Origin of the sequence: Streptomyces muensis (genome assembly GCF_021474425.1) — a bacterium.
GTDB lineage: Bacteria > Actinomycetota > Actinomycetes > Streptomycetales > Streptomycetaceae > Streptomyces > Streptomyces muensis.
Genome location: NZ_JAKEIP010000012.1, coordinates 77,730 through 95,964 on the forward strand (window position 1 = coordinate 77,730; position 18,235 = coordinate 95,964).

Consider the following 18,235-nt stretch of genomic DNA (forward strand, 5'->3'; position numbering starts at 1 on the left):
GCTCCACAGCGCCGAGCCCGAGGCCGCCAGGGTGAGCCCCTCCGGTGGCCTCGGGCTCGGCGTGTCCGCGCCCATCTCCTCCGGCCGACCACCCGCTCACGGTTTTCCGGCCATTTCACAGCACCGGCACCTCGGCCATCCCTTCGGCCGACGATCAGAAAGAAATACCTCTCACCTCCTCGACCCCACGACCCGGCCGACCTATCAGGCCACTGATTGAATAGGCAATGGGGTCCGAATTCCAGTGCCGGAACAGAATTCGGCTCTAGCCTCCTGAGACGACAGCGACAAGGCGGGTACTTCGAGGCATCGAACACCGCGAACAGAAGGGAGTCGCACCATGCGACCAATGACGCGCCGGGCAATGACAGGAGCACTGCTGGCCACGGCACTGGCGGGTTCCACGAGCATGCCCGCGCACAGTGCGCCCGCCGCCCCCGCCTCGCTGTACGCCCCGTCGGCGCTGGTCATGACCACCGGCCACGGGGAGAAGGCCGCGACCACGACGCCGGAGCGCGCCGTGACGGTGAACTGCGCGTACACCACTTCGGGAACGCACCCCGATCCGCGGCAGGCCTGTGCGGACCTGGACCGTGTGAACGGGGATCTCGACCGCTTGGCCACCCTCCGCGGGAATGACGCGGGGCAACCCTGCACCAGGGAATACAACCCCATTGTCGTCACGGTTCAAGGGGTATGGCGTGGTACACGGATAAACTACGAGCACACCTTCGCCAATCCCTGCATCAAGGAAACTCAGGGGGCCGCGGCATTTGCCTTCTGAGCGACAACAAGGGCGGGGCGCACACGGACGGGCGGCCCGCCCCTTCCGGGTCACGGCAGGAGGCGTCGCTCCTTCGCCACCGCCACGGCGCCCGCGCGCGTGTCGACGCCGAGCTTGTCGTAGATGCGCCGCAGATGGGTCTTGACCGTGGCCTCGCTGATGTACAGGGCGCGGGCGATGTCGCGGTTGCCGATGCCCCGGGCCAGCTGGGCGAGGATGTCGCGTTCGCGGTCGGTGAGGGTGGGGCGGGGTCGGCGCAGGTTGGCCATGACACGGCCGGCGACCGGTGCCGACAGGGCGGTACGGCCCTCGGCGGCGGCGTGGATCGCGGCGAAGAGCTCGTCGGGGCGTTCGGCCTTGAGCAGATAGCCGGTGGCGCCCGCCTCGATGGCGCGGGTGATGTCGGCGTCGGTGTCGTACGTGGTCAGCACCAGGACGTGGGTCGCGGATCCGGGGGCGGCGGTGAGGCGGCGGGTGGTCTCCACGCCGTCGATGCCCTCGCCGAGCTGCAGGTCCATCAGTACGACGTCCGGGGTGAGCTTCGCGGCCAGCGCGAGCGCCTCCTCGCCGGTGCCGGCCTCGCCGACGACCTCGATGCCCTGGGCACTGTCGAGCAGGGCGCGCAGTCCGGCCCGTACGACGGCGTGGTCGTCGCAGACCAGGATCCGCACGGGAGCGGCGCGGTCGGGGGTCATCGATGCGCCTCCAGGGGGACGGCGGCGGACAGGACGGTGCCCTCGCCGGGGGCTGACTCGACGGTCAGGGTGCCGCCGAGGGCGCGCAGCCGGGCCCGCATCGCGGGCAGGCCGTGGCCGCGTTCCGTGCCGGGGGCGTCGGGCAGCGCGGTGGGGTCGAAGCCGTCGCCGTCGTCGGTGACATCGAGTACGACGGTGTCGTCGAGGAGTGTGAGGGTGAGGGCGGCGTGGTCGGCGCCGGCGTGTTCGCGGACGTTGGCGAGGGCGCCCTGGGCGATGCGCAGCAGGGCGGACTGGACCCGGTCGGGCAGTTCGGGGAGGCGGCCGTCGTCGTCGATGTGGACGCGTACGGCGAGTTGCCCGCCGGAACCGGGTCCGGAGCCGGACTCCCGTGCGGCCAGGGCGCGCAGGGCCTGTGCGAGGCCGCCGCCGCGGGCGAGGTCGGCGGGGGCCAGGTCGTGCACGAAGCGCCGGGCCTCCGTGAGGTTGTGCTCCGCGACGGACGCGGCGGTGCGGACATGGGCGCGGGCCTTGTCCGGTTCGGTGTCCCACACCCGGTCCGCCGCCTGGAGCAGCATCCGCTGGCTGGACAGGCCCTGGGCGAGCGTGTCGTGGATCTCCATGGACAGCCGCTGGCGTTCGGCGAGGGTGCCCTCGCGGCGTTCGGCGGCGGCGAGCTCGTGCCGGGTGCGGATCAGGTCGTCGATCAGGACGCGCTGGCGTGCGGTGTGCCGTTCCATCTGCAGGAAGACGGCGGTGGCGAGGGCGGCGACGGCGGGCGGGGCGAGCACCAGGTTCGGGTCGAAACGGCCCGCGAGCTGCACCTGTGCGGCGACGACGAACACGGTCAGGAGCGCCACGAGCGCGAGGGCGGCGCGCGGCGGCAGGGTGCGCAGGCCGGTGTAGAACAGGGGCACCGCGCACCAGGCGAAGCTGGGGGCGAGCACGACCAGGATCATCCACACCACGACGACCGACGCCAGCCAGGCCGTGTGCCGTCGGCGGGGGCGCGGGCCCGGGTCACCGGCCCTGGGGCCGAGCAGGTGCAGGACGGTGAGGACGGCGCACAGCGCGATGATCCAGGGCGTGCGCGGTTCGCCGGGGTGGCGCAGCAGGAACCGGGCGAGCGCTCCGCCGAGCAGCAGGAAGAACGCCGCGTGCATCACGGCGCCGAGCCACCGGGTCTCCACGGTGTCCGGTTCGTACGACCGGTTTCCCATACGGGGTCGCCTCCCTTCCGGCTCGCGCGCTCTGAACTGGGCAAACACCTCCATTGTGGCCCGGTCCGAGGGCCGGGCAGGTCAACCGATCGGATGACACCACTGTCGTCCGTCGCGCGATCGGGAGGCAGCCGGAACGTCGACCGTCGGGGCCCGGTTCCGGGCCGAGGGTGGAGAGCGGACGAAGCGGGGCGGCAACCGGGCCGCCCGCCCACCGAAGGAGTCGACCGACCCATGAACCGAGTGCACAAGAACCTCTCCCGCCGTGCCCGCGTCGCCACGGGCGGTGCCGTGCTCGCCGTCGTCGCCCTGGCCGGCTTCGGCGCGGTGTCCGCGAACGCCTCGGCGCCCGCCACGACGTCCGCCGCCACCTCGGCCGTCGCCCCGGACCGGGCCACCACCACCTCCACCCACCTGACGATCGACGCCGCCACCAAGGCCGCGCGGGCCGCGCTCGACGCCGCCGAGAAGGAGAACCAGCGCGTCACGGTCGCCGTCGTCGACCGCAACGGCAACACGATCGTCACCCTGCGCGGCGACGGCGCCGGCCCCCAGTCGTACGAGTCCGCCGAGCGCAAGGCGTTCACCGCGGTCGCCTGGAACGCCCCCACCTCCCAGCTGGCCGAGCGCCTGGAGCAGGCCCCGAACCTGAAGGACATCCCCGGCACCCTGTTCCTGGCGGGCGGCGTCCCGGTCACCGCCGACAAGGCGCCGATCGCCGGCATCGGTGTCGCGGGCGCACCGTCCGGCGCGCTGGACGAGAAGTTCGCGCAGGCGGGGGCGGACGCGGTCGCTCGCTAGTCGTCCGGCGCGCCCGGGTCAGCCGGTGCCCAGGGCCGTGAGGAGGCGGGCGCAGCGGGCCATCATCTGGGCCGTGCTCTGGTCCGGGTGTTCGAACCACCAGCGCATGACGGCGGTGACGGCGTGCTGCCACACGTGGTTGAGGAGTTCATGGTCGAGCGGGTCGTCGTCTCCGGCTCCGGCCAGCAACTGCGCGGCACCGGCGGCGCCCATGGCGGCGAGGCGCTCGCGGTAGAGGTTGACGGCCTCGCGCGTCTCGCCGGCCGGCGGGAGAGCGGGGTCGTAGAGGACGGACCAGGCGTACCGGCAGTGCTCGACCGCGGTGAAGAGCGCCGTGAGGGTGTCGACGGCGTGCCCGGTCGATCCGCTGCGGGACCGGGCGGCGGCCACGGAGTCCACCAGCAGGGCGCCGACATGGTGGACGCAGGCGACGTACAGGCCGTCCTTGGAGTCGAAGTAGGTGTAGATCAGCGGCTTGGAGATGCCGGCGCGCAGGGCGACGGCGGCGACGGACACGCCCGCGTAGCCGTTTCTGCCGAACTCCTCCACCGCCACGTCGATGATCTGCCGCTCCCGGTCGGCGCGGGAGACACCTTTGGTTCCGGCCTTGCCCATGTGACGCATCCTAGCCAACGATATGACCCGACGGTAATTTACTGATCGGTCAATTCAGGGGATCGGTCGATGCAGGGAGATCGGTCGATGCAACCGGATGCGACCCCGACGGACGGCAAGGAGAGCGGGCGGCATGACGCGATCGTGGTGGGGCTGGGGCAACGTCGAGGACGCGGTGGGCGGTGCGGAGCTGGACGCGTTGCTGGGGCGGGTGCGGGCGGTGATGCCGGGCGAGCTGACGGATCACGAGCCGCCGGGCATCGCCTCGCTCGATCTGCCCCGTCCGCGGGCCACACCCCCGGCCTCGCTCGCCGACCTGTGTTCCGTCGACCCGGCCGACCGGGCCGCGCACGCACACGGCAAGGCGTTCCGGGACGTGGTGCGCAATCTGCAGGGGGACCTGCGCCACGTACCAGACCTGGTCGCGCGGCCCCGCGACGAGCGTGACGTGACCGACCTGCTCGACTGGTGCGCGGGTGAGGGCATCGCGGTGATCCCGTTCGGCGGTGGGAGTTCGGTGGTCGGCGGTGTGGAGGCGCGGTGCGACGACCACCCCGCCGTGGTCACCATCGACCTCGAGCGCCTGAACAGGGTCCTGGAGATCGACACCACCAGCCGGGCCGCGCGCATCCAGGCGGGCGTGTACGGCCCGCACCTGGAGGGCCAGCTGAGGCCGCACGGCCTGACGCTGCGCCACTTCCCGCAGTCCTTCGAGTTCTCCACGCTGGGCGGCTGGCTCGCCACCCGGGCGGGCGGGCACTACGCGACGCTCTACACGCACATCGACGACCTGCTCGAATCGATGCGCGTCGTGACGCCCGTCGGCGTCAGCGAGTCGCGCCGGCTGCCGGGCTCGGGCGCCGGACCGTCGCCCGACCGGCTCTTCCTGGGCAGCGAGGGAACGCTGGGGATCATCACCGAGGCATGGATGCGGCTGCGGGAGCGTCCACGTCGGCGCGCCGGAACGGCCGTGCGGTTCAGCGACTACGGGTCGGCGGTGGCGGCCACCCGGGCCGTCGCGCAGAGCGGACTGAACCCGGCGAACTGCCGTCTGCTCGACGCGACCGAGGCGCTGATCAACACGGGGGTGAGCGTCGGCGGCGGGGTCCTCGTCCTCGGCTTCGAGTCGGCGGACCATCCGGTGCGGGCGAGCCTGGAGCGCGCGGTGGAACTGTGCCGGGACCACGGCGGCGAGCCCTCCGCCGACGCCGGCGACTCCGCTGGGGAGTCGGACGGCGACGCGCGAGGTGGCTCCACCGCCGAGACATGGCGTTCGTCGTTCCTGCGGATGCCGTACCAGCGGGACGCGCTGGCTCGTCACTCGGTGATCGCCGAGACCTTCGAGACGGCCTGCACCTGGGACAGGTTCGACGCACTGCACCAGGCGGTCACCGAGGCGGCGCGACGGGCCGTCGACGAGGTCGCCGGGAGCGGGGTGGTCGCGTGCCGGTTCACCCACGTCTACCCGGACGGCCCGGCACCGTACTTCAGCGTGTACGCGCCCGGTCGCTGGGGCGACATCGTCGGCCAGTGGGACCTGATCAAGGCCGCGGTGTCCGAGGCGATCGTGGCGAACGGCGGCACGATCACCCATCACCACGCGGTCGGCCGCGACCACCGGCCCTGGTACGACCGCCAGCGCCCCGCCCCCTTCGCCGCCGCCCTCACCGCCGCCAAGTCCGCCCTCGACCCGGCCGGGGTTCTCAATCCCGGGGTACTGCTGCCGTAGCCACCCCACGCGCACGCCCACGCCTTGAATGCCGCATATGTCGCGTGACTGGGGAAACCCGGACGGGAGTCGATGACGCACGGGGTCGTTGACGACGCGCGGAGGGAGTGGGCAGTGAGTCAGGTCAGGACGACGCGTTCCTCGGATCTTCCTCAGCCGTTGCGGATGCTCGGCTCCGGGCTGCGCCGCCTGCCCGGAGCGGGGCAGGTGGGCAGGGTCGCCGACGGGGCGCTGGATCGGATCGGAGCGCTCTCGCCGCGCGGTCGGCGGATCGCGGTGTACACCGGAGCCGGGGTGCTCGGTGTGGCCGGCGTGGTGGAGTGGCCCCTGGCCCTCACCGGCGCGGCCGTCGCCTGGCTGACCCAGCCGCGCCCGCAGCAGGGCGAGGAAGAGGGGAAGGCCGGGGACGACATGGCCCAGGACAGCGGGCGCCCTACGGCGGTCCGCTCCGGCGACGCCCGTGCCGGAACCGCCGACGCCCTGCCGGAGCCCGAAGGCCCCGGTGCCAGGCTGGCCCCCTCCCACTTCCACCACGACCACCCGGAACCCGGCAGGCACGACCAACCCGCCAAGGTCGGCGACCCGGCCACGACGTCGGCACTGAAGAAGGTCGCGGAGGCCTCGACACACCATGAGGGGCACTAGGGTCTGTCCGACGGATCATGCCGGCGTCGCGGGCCCTGGCACGCGCATCTGACCCCGCTCCTTGGCCGGTCCGAACCGCTTACTTTCAGCCGACCTGATCCGCCGGACAGGCCCTGGGCGTCCATACGCGCGCGTGGCTGAGGATCGCGGCGGTGCGTCGCGCCGTCGTGGCGGTCGTGTGTGGCCACCTCGCCCAGCACGGTACCGATCCCGGTCCCGGGGCCGTCGAGGCGCTCGCCGGGGGCGCCTCGCCAGAAATGAGTTACACGACTCCCCCGGACAACCAACACGGGTGACCGGTCGGCGGCCGGACCGGCAACCAGCCGCGCCGCGTTATTCGCTTGCCTGGCAGCGATCGTGGTGGATGCAATGACCGGCATGATCGCCCAGGCACCCTCGCCACGGCGGCATCACACAGGAGAGGCCCACGCATGACTACGCGGTCAACGCCGGTGGAAGAGAAGCGAGCTGACGGTGCGTCCGTCCGTATCGGTACCCTCGTTCCGCTGACCCGGCCGGGCTGGGTCGAGGCGGGCCAACACCTTCTCGCCGGGCTCGAACTGGCCGTGGGCGAGGTCAATGACGCGGGCGGCGTCGGTGGACGACCACTGGAACTGGTGGTCCGCGACACCGCCGCCGATCCACAGAAGGCCGCTGCGGCCGTGGACGAGTTGGCTCAACTGGGCGTGGCCGCCTTGGCCGGTGAGTATCACAGTGTCGTCGCTCGCGCCGCCGCCACCAGGGCGGACGCCCTCGGTCTGCCGTATCTGTGCTCGTCCTCGGTGCTGGACACCCTCACGCCCGAACGGCAGACGGACTGGGTCGCGCGGCTCTCCCCGCCGCAGTCGCGCGGCTGGCGGATCTACGCGGACTTCCTCCTCGCCGCGGGTCACAGTCGCATCGCCGTAGCGACTCAACCGAGTGTCTACTGGGCGTCCGGGACGCGCATTCTGCGGGACCATCTCGCTCCACACGGCGCCACCGTCATCGAACTCGACATGCGCTCGCTCTCCCCCACGGCCCTGTGCGACGCACTCGTCGACAACCGCGCGACAGCCCTGCTTCTCCTGGTCGGCCACCCCGAGCCGGCCGTGCCGATCGTCAAGTCCGTCCGAGGCGACCAGCGCCTCGCCGAGATCGTGATCGGCGCTCCGGCCGGGCAACCGGAGTTCGCGGAATGGGCGACGTCGCTGGGCGAGGACGGCACCGGGATCCCGTTCCTGCGCTATCTGCCCGAGCGCCTCACCCCACTCGGCGCCCGAGTCGAGACGGCCCTGCGCGAGCGGCTGACGCAAGCGCCCTCCTTCGTCGCCTACGAGGGCTACGACACGGTCACCGTCCTCGCCGACGTACTGCGTTCGCAGGGCACGGACCGGGCGCGCATCGCCGAATCCTGGCCGCGTGTCACCGTCGAGGGCACCCGCGGGCAGATCCGGTTCTCCCGCACGCCGGGCATCAGCGTGTGGCAATGGGCCTGGCCACCGGTCCAGGTCGTCGACCGGGACCCGGCGGAACCCGAGCGATTCCGGGTCCTTCACACAGGCTGAGAGGGCGTACGACGTGGCAAGGCAGGCCCGAGAGTGACGGCCAGGTACGAGTGGCGCGGCGACTTCGACAACGCCGCCCTCAACGCGCTCCACGCCGACGGCTTCGGCCACCCGGTCGCGCGGACCGACTGGCGCGCACGGCTCGAGCGGCACAGCCTCGGCTGGGTCTGCGCCCGGGAGGACGGCCGTCTGATCGGCTTCGTCAACGTGGCGTGGGACGGCGGAGTCCATGCCTTCATCCTGGACACCGTGGTCGCGCGGGACTGCCGGTCGAGAGGGGTCGGAGCCGCGCTCGTCGCAACCGCGGCCGGAGAAGCCCGTGCCGCGAAGTGCCAATGGCTCCATGTGGACTTCGAGGAGCAGCTGCGTTCGTTCCATTTCGATGCCTGCGGGTTCAGGGAGACGGCGGCCGGGCTGATCGCCCTGTGACACCCGCTGACCCGCTGGTCATCACCGTATTGCCTTCGCCTTCGCTCATTGCAATGCAGCATTGCATTCGCTCGCAGCGTCATTGCATCAATTTCCGCCCATCCACCTGCAGTTACTCCCTTCACTCGATTGACGCAACCATGAACGCAACGTAGCTTTCGAGCAGCTTCGAACACGTCATATCGCGAGATGAAGATGAGGAACGGCCATGGGTGAATCCGTCCACACCGTCACGACCATGCCGACGGCTCGTCGGCCCGGCTGCCCCTTCGACCCGCCGGCGGAACTGCTCGACGCCCGCAGGCACGGCCCCATCAGCCGCTACACCCACCCCGGTGGCAAACCCGGCTGGCTGATCACCGGATACGACCTCGTGAGGTCGATCCTGGCCGACCCGCGGTTCAGCTCACGCAAGGAGCTCATGAACGTCGTCGACTTCGAGCTTCCACCGGCGCCGCCCGGCGAGTTCCTGCTCATGGACGATCCACAGCACCGGCGCTACCGGAAGCCGCTGATGGGCCGGTTCACCGTACGGCGCATGCGACTGCTCACCGAGCGCATCGAGCAGATCACCGCCGACTGTCTCGACGCCATGGCGGAGACCGGGCCGCCGGCGGACCTGGTGACCGCGTTCGCCAAGCCCATCCCCACCATCGTGATCTGCGAGATCCTCGGGGTGCCTTACGAGGACCGCGGCTCTTTCCAGGAGCAGATCGACACGTTCATGGGCGGGGAGACGAGCGACGAGGAGCTGATAGCGGCCTACACCGCGACCCAGGAGTACCTCGCGGAGCTGGTGGCCGCCAAGCGCGCCAAGCCCACCGACGACGTGCTCAGCGAACTCACCGACACCGATCTGACCGACGAGGAGCTGAAGGGGATCAGCCTGATCCTGCTGGCGGCCGGGTTCGACACCACCGCGAACATGCTGTCCCTCGGCACGTTCGCGCTGCTGCGGCACCCGGAGCAACTGGCCGCGCTGCGTGCCGATCCCGCGCTCACCGACGGCGCCGTGGAGGAGCTGTTGCGGTATCTGAGCGTCGCCAAGACGTTCATGCGGACGGCGCTCGAGGACGTCGAGGTGGGCGGCCAGACCATCGAGGCGGGCACGACGGTCGTCCTGTCGTACAACACCGCCAACCGCGACCCCGAGCGCTTCTCCGACCCCCATGTCCTCGACCTCCGCAGGCAGTCCGACGGGCACCTGGCCTTCAGCCACGGCATCCACCAGTGCCTGGGTCAGCAACTGGCCCGTGTCGAGATGCGGGTCGCGTTCCGCGCGCTGGTCGACCGCTTCCCCACGCTGCGTCTGGCGGTACCGGCCGAAGAGGTCGGCCTGCGCCCGGAGACCGCGGACATCTACGGGGTCAAGAGTCTCCCCGTCACCTGGGACGAGGAGCGGTCATGACGACGGCGTTCCTGCGCGTGGACCGTGAGCTCTGCATCGGCGCCGGGATGTGCGCGCTGACCGCCCCCGAGGTCTTCGACCAGGATCCCGAGGACGGCCGCGTACTCCTGCTGCACGCCGAGCCGCCCACCGCCCGGCGCACGGCCGCACGGATGGCCGCCGGGGCCTGTCCCTCCGGGGCGATCACGCTCCACGAGACGGAATCGGATTCCAGCAGCTCGTAGCTACGCATTGGCGACAGACCGGTCCGGTCCGGCCCGAAGGTGCCCTAGCTCTGCGGGACGTCCTTCACGAACACGACGCCGTCACACGCCGTCAGGTGGGCGGGGTCTAGAGGGGCGTAGCCGAACCACGGGGACAAGCGGGGCGCGGGCGGCGTGCCACCAAGGGTGGTGGTGGTCAGTCGCTTGGGATCGACGAGGCTGCGGTCCTCCGGAAGCGCGTACAGGAGTCCTTCGACAGTGTCCGGCGGCGGTGTGTCCACTCCTTGGTGCGGGATGGTGCCTAGGGCCGTGGCGACGAAGGCGTACTCCTCGCCGAGTTCGGCGCTCACCAGCGCACCTGCGCCCCACCACTCCACCCGCCCCTCCCACATCCGCATCGAACTCTTCGGCCGCTGCAGATGGGAGTTGTGGGCGTGGACGAAGGTCCGGCCCCGTTCGGCGAGGGCGATGAGGTTCTGGGCCATCATCACGTCCCGCTGCGCGCACAGCCGGGTCATACGAGCCGGCGAGGTGTCGGCCATCCAGTGGTGGTAGCGCAGGAGGCCGGTCGCGGTACTCCCGTACAGCCGCGCCCGGTCCCACTCGTCCGCCGAGGACACCTCGGTCAAGTGCGGCATCTGCGATTCGAGCAGCGCCACCAAGTCATCGGCGAGCAGCCGCAGTTGAGCTGCCTCGGCCGACCTCCCCACGGACCGTGCCGGCTCCGTCATCGCGGCGGGGTCGGTCCACCGGTCGTCGGCGCCGAGCAGTCGGTCGAGTGCTTCCCCGGTGCACGGGAGCAGGTCCGCGTCCACCCAGGTCGAGAGGTAGCCGTGCAGTGCGGTGAGGGCCTGGCGGGGGCTCGCGGCGGCGGTGATCTCCAGCGGGCCGTCGAACCCGGCGAAGCGCAGCCGCTCGGAGGCGGGCCGTCCGTCGTTGTGGGCACGCATCCAGCGCACGAGCTCGCGGTTGGCCGCCGAGGCGCCCCAACCGTGGCTGAATCCGCGCTCCATGACCTCGTCGAGCGTGCCCGTGCCCGAGGTGACGTAGTCGTCCACGACCAGGCCCATCAGACAGTCGCTCTCGATCGCGATCGTCCGGTAGCCCTCCTGCTCGACGAGCTGCCGGAAGAGCTCGTTCCGCAGGTCGAGCAGGGTGTCCTCCCCATGGGTGGGCTCGCCCAGGGCGAGCAGCCGAGGCCGGGCCGCCGGGAGCAGCTTCATGAGGGTGGCAGCCTCGACGGCATGGGCGGTGTCCTTGATGTCGGTAGCCATGGCTTCAACGGTATCGTTGAACCTTCGATTGAAACTTTCTCGCGATATCGTCAGTTCCATGGGGCGAAACCTTCAAAACGGGAATCGGCTGAGGCCGGTTGACCTGGCCCGTCGGCACGGTCTGTCCACACAGGCGGTCAGGAACTACGAGGAGGCCGGCATCCTTCCGACCGCCGATCGCACAGCCCACGGCTACCGCACCTACACCTCGCTGCACGCCGCTGCCCTGTGCGCGTTCCTCGCCCTGCTGCCGGGCCACGGCCATCCGACGGCAACGTCGATCATGCGGGCGGTGAACCAGGACGCGCCCGACGAGGCCTTCCGTCTCATCGACGAGAGCCACGCCCAACTCCTCGCCGACCGACGGACCCTCCAAGCCGTGGAAAGCGCCCTGCGCGACCTGGAGTCCGCCGCATCGTCCGAACCCGGCCCCGGATCCAAGCCCGGCCCCACGTCCGAGCCCGGCGGCACGTTCATCGGTCCGTTGGCGGACCAGCTCGGAATCCGGCCCGCGACGCTACGCAAATGGGAGCGCGCCGGACTGGTGCACCCGCGCCGCGACCCGCTGACCGGTTACCGGGTCTACGACGAGGACGCCGTACGGGACGCCCGCCTGTCCCACCAACTCAGGCGCGGCGGCTACCTCCTGGAGCAGATCGCTCCGCTGATCGCCCAAGTACGGGCGGCCGGCGGCCTGGAGCCACTGGAGGCCGCACTGCGCGACTGGCACGGCCGGCTGTCCACACGCGGACGTGCCATGCTCACCGGGGCCGCGGAGCTGGAGGCGTACCTTCGCGAGCGGGTCAGAAGTGACGATCGTGAGGCGCCTGGAGGCACTCGGTGAACGCGACCCCTCGACCGAGGCTGATCCTGCTGTGCGGGCTTCCCGGCTCCGGGAAGACCACGCTGGCCAAACGTCTGGCCGGCGCCGTGCCCGCGGTGCGACTGTGTCCGGACGAGTGGATGGCGGACCTCGGTGTCGACCTGTTCGACGAGGGCACGCGGGACCGACTTGAGCGGCGGTTCTGGCAGCACACTCAGGAGCTGTTGAAGCTCGGACAGGCCGTGATCCTGGAGTTCGGCTTCTGGGCCCGTTCCGAGCGGGACGAGAAGCGTCTCGGCGCACGTGTCCTCGGCGTTCCCGTGGAGCTGCACCACCTCTCGGCGCCGTTCGATGAGCTGTGCCGCCGTCTCGAAGCCCGTACCGCGACCGGCGGGAGCGGCACGGCCCCGGTCACCCGCGAGATGCTCGAAGGCTACGTGAAGCTCTTCGAGGCCCCCAGCGACGAAGAACTCCGCCTCTACGACGCACCGCCGCCCGGTCGACGCGGGTGACCGGACGGCGTTCAGCCTTGCCCGTCAGCCCTGCTCGAGCACCGCATCCGCCTTCGCCTTCGTCTCCGCGACGACCATCGCCGCCATCGGAGCGGCGCCCAGCGCACCGCCGACCAGGAAACCCAGCCCCAAGGCGACAACCATGATCACATTGCCGACCCACACCATGGTGTCCACCGGCAGCGTGTACGCCCCCACGACCCGCGCCACGCACTCCGTGAGCAGTACGACACCCCACACCAGCGAGAACACCCGCTCGGCCCGCCGAAATCGCGCCGAACCGGCGTGCAGTCGCGCCCAGGCGGCCTCCCGGCCCGGGTCCCCCTTCACCACCCACGGCTTCATACCGGCCGTCATCATCGGCTTGCCGAGCACCACGGAGACGATGATCCCGATCCCGATCGTGCTGCTGACCGCGCTGTCCTTGGCGATCATCAGTCGCGCGTCGCCCGCCACGAAGCCGAGCAGCAGGGACACCACGTTCACGAGGAGGATCAGGGCCGCAAGACCGTTGACCTCACGTGACTTCAGCACACCCCACCCGGTCCGCGCGGCCGGCACGACACTGCTCAGGGCGAGCGCCATCACGGTGCTCGTCCCGAAGCCGTTCTTCAGGAGGTAGTACGCCCCGAGGGGCACCGCGACATCGATGAGCAGCGGCGCGAAGTTCCGTAGCACGCCCCGGCCGTTGGTTGCGCTCGTCTTGCCGGCCCTCGTGATCCCCGTGATCCCCGTGTTCGTCGTCATGCGCCCAGCTTCGTGGCCACCGCCTCGTCCTCGGTAGAAACGATCGTCCGGCCCTCGGCATGACAAATGTCAGCACCGCACCACCGTGCGGTGTTAGACCGCCGCTCAGGCCCCCGGTGTCTCGGGGGTCGCCGGTGGCTCGGCGGGGGTCGTGGCCGGTGGGTGGAAGAGGACGGCTCGGGCGACGGGCGGGGCGAAGAGGGCGGTGACGGGGGCGGAGAGGGTCAGTACGGAGCGGAAGGCGCGCCCCACGACCGGGTTGCCGGGGGCACAGTCCTGCACGCGCTGGAGGTACCAGTCGGCCGCGCGGTCCGCGGGTCCGCCGTCGACCGCGTTGCCGACCGCGCCCGGCATCTTGCGGTCCGCCCCGGCGGAGATGTCCCACGCCTGCCGGGACGCGGCGAGGACCGCCCGCTGCACGCGCCGCGTCGTGGGCGTCCGGCGTGGATCGGCCAGTGCGTCGCGCAGCGCGACCGCGCTCATCGCGGCGACGGCCATGCCCTGCCCGTAGATCGGGTTGAAGGTGCACAGGGCGTCACCGCTGGCGAGGAATCCGGCCGGGCAGCTGCCGGGCAGGTCGTAGCGGCGGCGGACGTTGGCGGTACGCCGGTAGCCGAACGCCGGTGAGAGCGGTTCGGCCTCGTCCAGCCAGCGGTGCAGCAGCGGGTGCGGCAGCCTCTTGGCGTACGTCACGAACTCGTCGTCGCCCGTGGGCGGTTCGTCACCGCGCAGCCCGGAGACGATGACGATGTGGCTGCCGTCCTCCAGCGGCAGCGCGCCGCCCGCGTGCACCTGGTCGGGGCTCGGGTAGACGTAGTAGCCGGCGGTGTCGCCGCCGAGGACGCCGTCGCGGCCCCGGTAGACCCGCGAGGCGTACGCCAGTCCGGTGTCGATGGTCTCCTCGTGCGGGGCCCCGGCCCCCATCGCCCGGAGCCACTGCGGAGCCTTCGTGCCGCTGCCGGAAGCGTCGACGACCAGGTCGGCCTCCAAGCTCCGCTGCTCCCCGCGGGCGTCGCCGGAGCGGTCCCGCAGGACCACGCCCCGCACGCGCGAGGCGTCGCCGAGGAGCCCTACGACCTCGGTCCCCTGCACCGTACTGATCACCGGGTTGGCCAGGACCCGACGCCGTACGAGCTCCTCCAGCTGTGCGCGGGAGCCGGTGTAGATGTGTGTCGTCGCGGGCAGCCGGCGGAACCAGCGGCCGTTCTGCCAGAGCACCAGGTCCGACGGCAGTCCGACGTGCGGCGCTCCCGCCGCGCGCAGCTCCGCCAGGAAGCCCGGCAGCAGCGATTCCATGGCCACCTGCCCGCCCTCCAGCAGGACATGCGGATGCCGGCCCTGCGGTACGCCGGGCCGTGCCCCCGTGCCGTCCGGGAACCGGTCGCGCTCCACCACGGTCACCCGGTCGGCGTGCCCGGCCAGGACGTGCGCCGCGAGCATTCCCGCCAGACTCCCGCCGACCACGACCGCGTGCCGCCCGCCGTCGTGCCCCACGCCCCAACCACCCGTTTTTCCGGCAGAGTTCACCGAGCCGCTCCCCTGAATCGCCACGTCGCGAGAAGCCACCAGTATTCCGGACCGCGGCACGGGTTGACCGCGTTACAGCCGTTTTGCGCCACCTCGTATCAGCGCGGGTCCACGTCGGCCCGCAGCATGTGGTGGTCGGAGTACGCGCTCGCCTGCACGCGGTGCTTCAGCGGGGCGATGCCTCGCAGGAAGACGTAGTCGAACTTGCTGTGCCAGTCGGTGGTCGTCTCGCAGTCGCCGATCCGCGCGGGACGGCACTCAGGGTCGATGTCCGTGGCCAGTGCCCACATCTTGGACAGCTCGGGGGCGTCCGGCACGGCGTTGAAGTCGCCGAGCACGATCGCGCGGTCGTACCGGGCGACCTGCTTGGCGAGCACGCCGACCTGGCTTGCCCGGAACTCCTCTTGACGTCGATGGGCGAGGTGCGTGTTGAAGACCCGGACGGACCGGCCGCCCACCGTGGTGGTGACCGCCATGTACCCGCGGTCCTCGGATCCGCCGTCGGGGTACTCCACGCTGACCCGGTCCGTCATCGGCGCCGCCGAGAGGATCGCCTGACCGAAGCCCCCCGGATTCCACGGCACTCCCCCGCAGCGGCCCCAACTCTGAAGAACCGTCCCGTACTTGACGTGGTAGACCAGCCCGTGAAGGTTCTCCAGATAGTCCCGGATCATCTCGACGTCCCGCACACACGCTTCCTGCATGCCGATGACCTGCGGCGCGTACGCGGCGATGTCCGCCGCCCGGTCGACGTTGCTGACCTCGCACGGGTTGCAGATGTTCCACGTCATGACCCGGTTCGGTACGACGTCCCGGACGGCCTCGACGGGCCGCGATCCGGCGGAGGGGGCACCGAGGGGCGCGCTGGGGCCGACGAGCAGCATGAAGGCCGCGATCACGGCACCCACGATCAACCAAGCGCCCCGTCCGAGCACCATCGCCTCCTCGATGTGGGCTCTGTCCCGTCCCCCATCCTGAAGCGACGATAACCCACCTGCCCGGCCGAGGGAGTTCGGCCTGGCTCAGGTACGCGTTGCCGCCCGCGGGCGTCACTGCGGCCAGGGTCTGGCATGTGCGCTGGCCGCGCCGACGGCCGCTCTGGCCGCCCGCTCGACCAGCGCGATGCCGGCTTCCATCGATCTGTTGCCGCCGCTGAGGACGGAGACCAGATAGCGGTGGCCGTGCACCGTGACCTGGCCGACGCTGTTGATGATCCAGAGGCCGGTCGTGCTCCGTTGCAGCCAGCCGTTCTTGAGTGCCCAGCGGGAGCCGCGGGAGCCGGCCGCGGACACTCCCCAGTCCTGTTCCTCGGTGATCGAGCCCATCAGGTCCCCGATGAAGGCGCGGGACGCCTGGTTCAGCCCTTCGGGCGGGCGGGCGGAGCCGGCCGGGCCGTGCGCGAAGACCGCGCGCAGCAGCCTGACCTGGTCCATGGCCGTGGTCCGGGTGAGGCCCCATCTGATGCCGGGGCCACCCCGTGTGGAGGTGAGCCCCAGCCGTTCGTTCGCCGCGCCCAGGCCGTCGGCCGCGCCGATCGTGCGCCACAGGACGTCCGCCGCGTAGTTGTCGCTCGTCCGGATCATCGCCACGGCGTACTGGCGCTCGTCGTCGGTCAGCTCCCGGCCCTCGTCCTGCGCCTGGAGCAGCAGCGTCGCGAGGATGCCCACCTTGATGATGCTCGCCGTCTCGAACGTCGCGCCCTTTCCGTACGACGCGATCTCCTGGTCGGCGCTGTCGAGGTCGAGCACCGCCACGGCCAGCCGCGTGTCCCCGCGCGGCAGGACCGGTCCGAGCGCCCGCGAGAGAGTCACGCCCCGCTTCTCGCGCGGCGCCGCCGGCCCGAGGGCCGGGGCACCGGCCCGGGGCAGGGGCGTCCGCGTCTCGTGGCCCGTACCTACGGCGGCACAGGCGGCGAGTGACACCACGACCGCGGTGGCGACGCAGGAGGCGGCGCAGCCCCGTAGCGAGGGTGCGCGCGGGCCGCGCGCCGTGTGCGTCCGGTTCTGTCCGTCGAACATGGCGGGGCGGGCCTCGATGTTCCTGTGGAGAAATTCGGCGAGCAATCACAAAATATGGCATTTCGGATGCGGTGGTGGTGATTGCTCGCACAACAGGCGTGTCGCGCGAGGGTGCCGCCGTGCTGGCGCGGGTGTTGAGCCGTCAGTTCTCCTGGAGGACGGAGAGGACGTTCCCCGCCGGGTCGGTGAACCACGCAATCGCCGCGGGGCCGCCGCCGCCGACCCGGACGATGCCCTTCTCGTCGTGGTCGAAGCCGGAGTAGCGCTCCAGGGTCACGCCGCGTCGCCCCAGTTCGCCGACGGCGGCCTCGATGTCGTCCACGGGGAAGTTGAGGATCGTGAAGGTCGCCGGGGTGTGGTTCTCCTTGGGGTAGACGAAGACCTGCGCGCCGCTGCCGAGCTTGATGATCAGCATCCGCATGTCGCCCTGCCCGGACTCCTCCACGTCTAGGCCGAGGGTCTCGCCGTAGAAGCGGCGGGCCTCGCCGAGGTCGTCGACCGAGAAGCCGCTGAACGCCTGCGATTGTCCGAGCATGCCGTGTGTCTCCTTCACGCGGGGTGAGCCGTCCTGGCCGTCCTGGAATCTCAGGGCACACCACGCGCATCGAGGGCCGGACGCGCGCCGCGCGGATGGCGCCCGGATGGTCGTGCGTCCTTCACCCTCACGAAGCGCCCGCCACGCCCCCGGGAGGCACCGGTACCGGCCCGACATGCGCGGCGGTCCGGTTCGGTGGAGTCTGGGGATCATGGAGCGCAAGCACGGGCGGCGGGCCGGCGCGGCCCTTGACGTGGAGGCCGTGCTCGACGACCTCTACACGACGCCGCCGCCCGGCTTCGTGGCCCGTCGCGAGGAGCTGGCCCTCGCGGCCAGGACGTCCGGACGGGCGGACGACGCCCGGCGGATCCACGCCGCCCGCCGCCCCACGCTCGCGGCCTGGGCGGCGAACCTGCTGCTGCGCTCCCGGCCCCAGGAGAGCCGGCACTTCCTGGAGCTGGGGCGGGCGCTGCGCGACGCCTATCGGACACTGGACGCCGACGGGATCAAGGAGTTGTCCGAGCAGCGTCGCAGTGTCGTGTCCGCGTTGTCCCGGCAGGCCGCCGAGCTGGCCCGGGCGGGCGGGCACCGCCTGTCGGACGCGGCGCAGCAGGACGTCGAGTCCACCCTGCGGGCCGTGCTCGCCGACGAGGACGCGGCCGACCAGTGGGCCACGGGCCGGCTGGAGGGCGCCCTCACCCCGCCCTCCGACTTCCCCTCCCC

19 protein-coding genes and 1 pseudogene are annotated in these 18,235 nt (G+C 71.4%); 11 read left to right on the forward strand and 9 right to left on the reverse strand.

Annotated features, from left to right (window positions below; all coding sequences use genetic code 11):
- The first annotated feature begins 340 nt into the window (after positions 1–340).
- A complete protein-coding gene (locus L0P92_RS05795) occupies positions 341–784 on the forward strand; it encodes a subtilase-type protease inhibitor (protein WP_234761422.1) in 444 nt (147 codons plus the stop codon).
- Positions 785–834: 50 nt separating this feature from the next.
- Here L0P92_RS05795 and L0P92_RS05800 read toward each other — a convergent pair whose 3' ends face one another.
- Together L0P92_RS05800 and L0P92_RS05805 are read right to left on the reverse strand one after the other, a co-directional pair.
- Positions 835–1,479, reverse strand: coding sequence for a response regulator (locus tag L0P92_RS05800; protein ID WP_234761423.1), 645 nt, complete (start codon positions 1,477–1,479; stop codon positions 835–837).
- Positions 1,476–2,699: a sensor histidine kinase gene (locus L0P92_RS05805; protein ID WP_234761424.1), complete on the reverse strand. Its 1,224-nt coding sequence runs from the start codon at positions 2,697–2,699 to the stop codon at positions 1,476–1,478. The genes L0P92_RS05800 and L0P92_RS05805 overlap by 4 nt, the downstream gene beginning before the upstream one ends.
- A gap of 234 nt (positions 2,700–2,933) precedes the next feature.
- Here L0P92_RS05805 and L0P92_RS05810 point away from each other — a divergent pair, with 234 nt between their 5' ends.
- Positions 2,934–3,500 (forward strand): GlcG/HbpS family heme-binding protein, encoded by a 567-nt coding sequence (locus L0P92_RS05810; protein ID WP_234761425.1) that lies wholly within the window; start codon positions 2,934–2,936, stop codon positions 3,498–3,500.
- A gap of 18 nt (positions 3,501–3,518) precedes the next feature.
- On the opposite strand, the gene L0P92_RS05815 is transcribed toward L0P92_RS05810, so the two are convergent.
- Positions 3,519–4,115, reverse strand: coding sequence for a TetR/AcrR family transcriptional regulator (locus tag L0P92_RS05815; protein WP_234761426.1), 597 nt, complete (start codon positions 4,113–4,115; stop codon positions 3,519–3,521).
- Positions 4,116–4,248: 133 nt separating this feature from the next.
- Here L0P92_RS05815 and L0P92_RS05820 point away from each other — a divergent pair, with 133 nt between their 5' ends.
- From L0P92_RS05820 to L0P92_RS05845, 6 genes are all read left to right on the forward strand, one after another.
- Positions 4,249–5,844: an FAD-binding oxidoreductase gene (locus L0P92_RS05820; protein ID WP_234761427.1), complete on the forward strand. Its 1,596-nt coding sequence runs from the start codon at positions 4,249–4,251 to the stop codon at positions 5,842–5,844.
- A gap of 114 nt (positions 5,845–5,958) precedes the next feature.
- Positions 5,959–6,489, forward strand: coding sequence for a hypothetical protein (locus L0P92_RS05825; protein ID WP_234761428.1), 531 nt, complete (start codon positions 5,959–5,961; stop codon positions 6,487–6,489).
- Between the two features lie 431 nt (positions 6,490–6,920).
- Positions 6,921–8,036: an ABC transporter substrate-binding protein gene (locus tag L0P92_RS05830; RefSeq protein WP_234761429.1), complete on the forward strand. Its 1,116-nt coding sequence runs from the start codon at positions 6,921–6,923 to the stop codon at positions 8,034–8,036.
- 33 nt (positions 8,037–8,069) lie between these two features.
- Positions 8,070–8,465 (forward strand): GNAT family N-acetyltransferase, encoded by a 396-nt coding sequence (locus L0P92_RS05835; protein ID WP_234761430.1) that lies wholly within the window; start codon positions 8,070–8,072, stop codon positions 8,463–8,465.
- Positions 8,466–8,673: 208 nt separating this feature from the next.
- A complete protein-coding gene (locus L0P92_RS05840) occupies positions 8,674–9,873 on the forward strand; it encodes a cytochrome P450 (RefSeq protein ID WP_234761431.1) in 1,200 nt (399 codons plus the stop codon).
- Positions 9,870–10,097, forward strand: a complete 228-nt coding sequence (locus tag L0P92_RS05845) for a ferredoxin (RefSeq protein WP_234761432.1) — start codon at positions 9,870–9,872, stop codon at positions 10,095–10,097. The genes L0P92_RS05840 and L0P92_RS05845 overlap by 4 nt, the downstream gene beginning before the upstream one ends.
- A 44-nt stretch (positions 10,098–10,141) precedes the next feature.
- Here L0P92_RS05845 and L0P92_RS05850 read toward each other — a convergent pair whose 3' ends face one another.
- Entirely contained in the window at positions 10,142–11,350 is a 1,209-nt protein-coding gene (locus tag L0P92_RS05850; RefSeq protein ID WP_234761433.1) for an erythromycin esterase family protein, read from the reverse strand.
- A 58-nt stretch (positions 11,351–11,408) separates the two neighbouring features.
- Here L0P92_RS05850 and L0P92_RS05855 point away from each other — a divergent pair, with 58 nt between their 5' ends.
- Together L0P92_RS05855 and L0P92_RS05860 are read left to right on the forward strand one after the other, a co-directional pair.
- Positions 11,409–12,194 (forward strand): TioE family transcriptional regulator, encoded by a 786-nt coding sequence (locus L0P92_RS05855; protein ID WP_234761434.1) that lies wholly within the window; start codon positions 11,409–11,411, stop codon positions 12,192–12,194.
- Positions 12,191–12,685, forward strand: coding sequence for a P-loop nucleotide/nucleoside kinase family protein (locus L0P92_RS05860; protein WP_234761435.1), 495 nt, complete (start codon positions 12,191–12,193; stop codon positions 12,683–12,685). Before L0P92_RS05855 ends, L0P92_RS05860 begins: the two co-directional genes overlap by 4 nt.
- A 24-nt stretch (positions 12,686–12,709) precedes the next feature.
- Here L0P92_RS05860 and L0P92_RS05865 read toward each other — a convergent pair whose 3' ends face one another.
- The 5 genes from L0P92_RS05865 to L0P92_RS05885 form a co-directional block, all read right to left on the reverse strand.
- Positions 12,710–13,432, reverse strand: a complete 723-nt coding sequence (locus L0P92_RS05865) for a VC0807 family protein (protein ID WP_234761436.1) — start codon at positions 13,430–13,432, stop codon at positions 12,710–12,712.
- 105 nt (positions 13,433–13,537) lie between these two features.
- The gene (locus L0P92_RS05870) at positions 13,538–14,926 is read right to left on the reverse strand and encodes an FAD-dependent oxidoreductase (protein ID WP_308289627.1); all 1,389 of its coding nucleotides are present in this window, start codon (positions 14,924–14,926) and stop codon (positions 13,538–13,540) included.
- A 131-nt stretch (positions 14,927–15,057) separates the two neighbouring features.
- Positions 15,058–15,897 (reverse strand): endonuclease/exonuclease/phosphatase family protein, encoded by an 840-nt coding sequence (locus L0P92_RS05875; protein ID WP_234761437.1) that lies wholly within the window; start codon positions 15,895–15,897, stop codon positions 15,058–15,060.
- Positions 15,898–16,008: 111 nt separating this feature from the next.
- On the reverse strand, positions 16,009–17,022 hold the full coding sequence (locus L0P92_RS05880; protein ID WP_234761438.1) for a serine hydrolase: 1,014 nt from the start codon (positions 17,020–17,022) through the stop codon (positions 16,009–16,011).
- Between the two features lie 97 nt (positions 17,023–17,119).
- Complete coding sequence (locus tag L0P92_RS05885) at positions 17,120–17,512, reverse strand: VOC family protein (RefSeq protein WP_234761439.1); 393 nt, start codon at positions 17,510–17,512, stop codon at positions 17,120–17,122.
- 211 nt (positions 17,513–17,723) lie between these two features.
- Between L0P92_RS05885 and L0P92_RS05890 the strand changes: the two are divergent.
- Positions 17,724–18,235: pseudogene (locus L0P92_RS05890) on the forward strand (hypothetical protein); the annotation flags it as partial.

Coding starts and splice junctions, on each gene's coding strand:
- L0P92_RS05850 (WP_234761433.1), bottom strand. CDS start 11,350: ATGGCTACCGACATCAAGGACACCGCCCATGCCGTCGAGGCTGCCACC.
- L0P92_RS05865 (WP_234761436.1), bottom strand. CDS start 13,432: ATGACGACGAACACGGGGATCACGGGGATCACGAGGGCCGGCAAGACG.
- L0P92_RS05830 (WP_234761429.1), top strand. CDS start 6,921: ATGACTACGCGGTCAACGCCGGTGGAAGAGAAGCGAGCTGACGGTGCG.
- L0P92_RS05810 (WP_234761425.1), top strand. CDS start 2,934: ATGAACCGAGTGCACAAGAACCTCTCCCGCCGTGCCCGCGTCGCCACG.
- L0P92_RS05855 (WP_234761434.1), top strand. CDS start 11,409: ATGGGGCGAAACCTTCAAAACGGGAATCGGCTGAGGCCGGTTGACCTG.
- L0P92_RS05840 (WP_234761431.1), top strand. CDS start 8,674: ATGGGTGAATCCGTCCACACCGTCACGACCATGCCGACGGCTCGTCGG.
- L0P92_RS05805 (WP_234761424.1), bottom strand. CDS start 2,699: ATGGGAAACCGGTCGTACGAACCGGACACCGTGGAGACCCGGTGGCTC.
- L0P92_RS05800 (WP_234761423.1), bottom strand. CDS start 1,479: ATGACCCCCGACCGCGCCGCTCCCGTGCGGATCCTGGTCTGCGACGAC.
- L0P92_RS05875 (WP_234761437.1), bottom strand. CDS start 15,897: ATGGTGCTCGGACGGGGCGCTTGGTTGATCGTGGGTGCCGTGATCGCG.
- L0P92_RS05885 (WP_234761439.1), bottom strand. CDS start 17,512: ATGCTCGGACAATCGCAGGCGTTCAGCGGCTTCTCGGTCGACGACCTC.
- L0P92_RS05815 (WP_234761426.1), bottom strand. CDS start 4,115: ATGGGCAAGGCCGGAACCAAAGGTGTCTCCCGCGCCGACCGGGAGCGG.
- L0P92_RS05845 (WP_234761432.1), top strand. CDS start 9,870: ATGACGACGGCGTTCCTGCGCGTGGACCGTGAGCTCTGCATCGGCGCC.
- L0P92_RS05795 (WP_234761422.1), top strand. CDS start 341: ATGCGACCAATGACGCGCCGGGCAATGACAGGAGCACTGCTGGCCACG.
- L0P92_RS05820 (WP_234761427.1), top strand. CDS start 4,249: ATGACGCGATCGTGGTGGGGCTGGGGCAACGTCGAGGACGCGGTGGGC.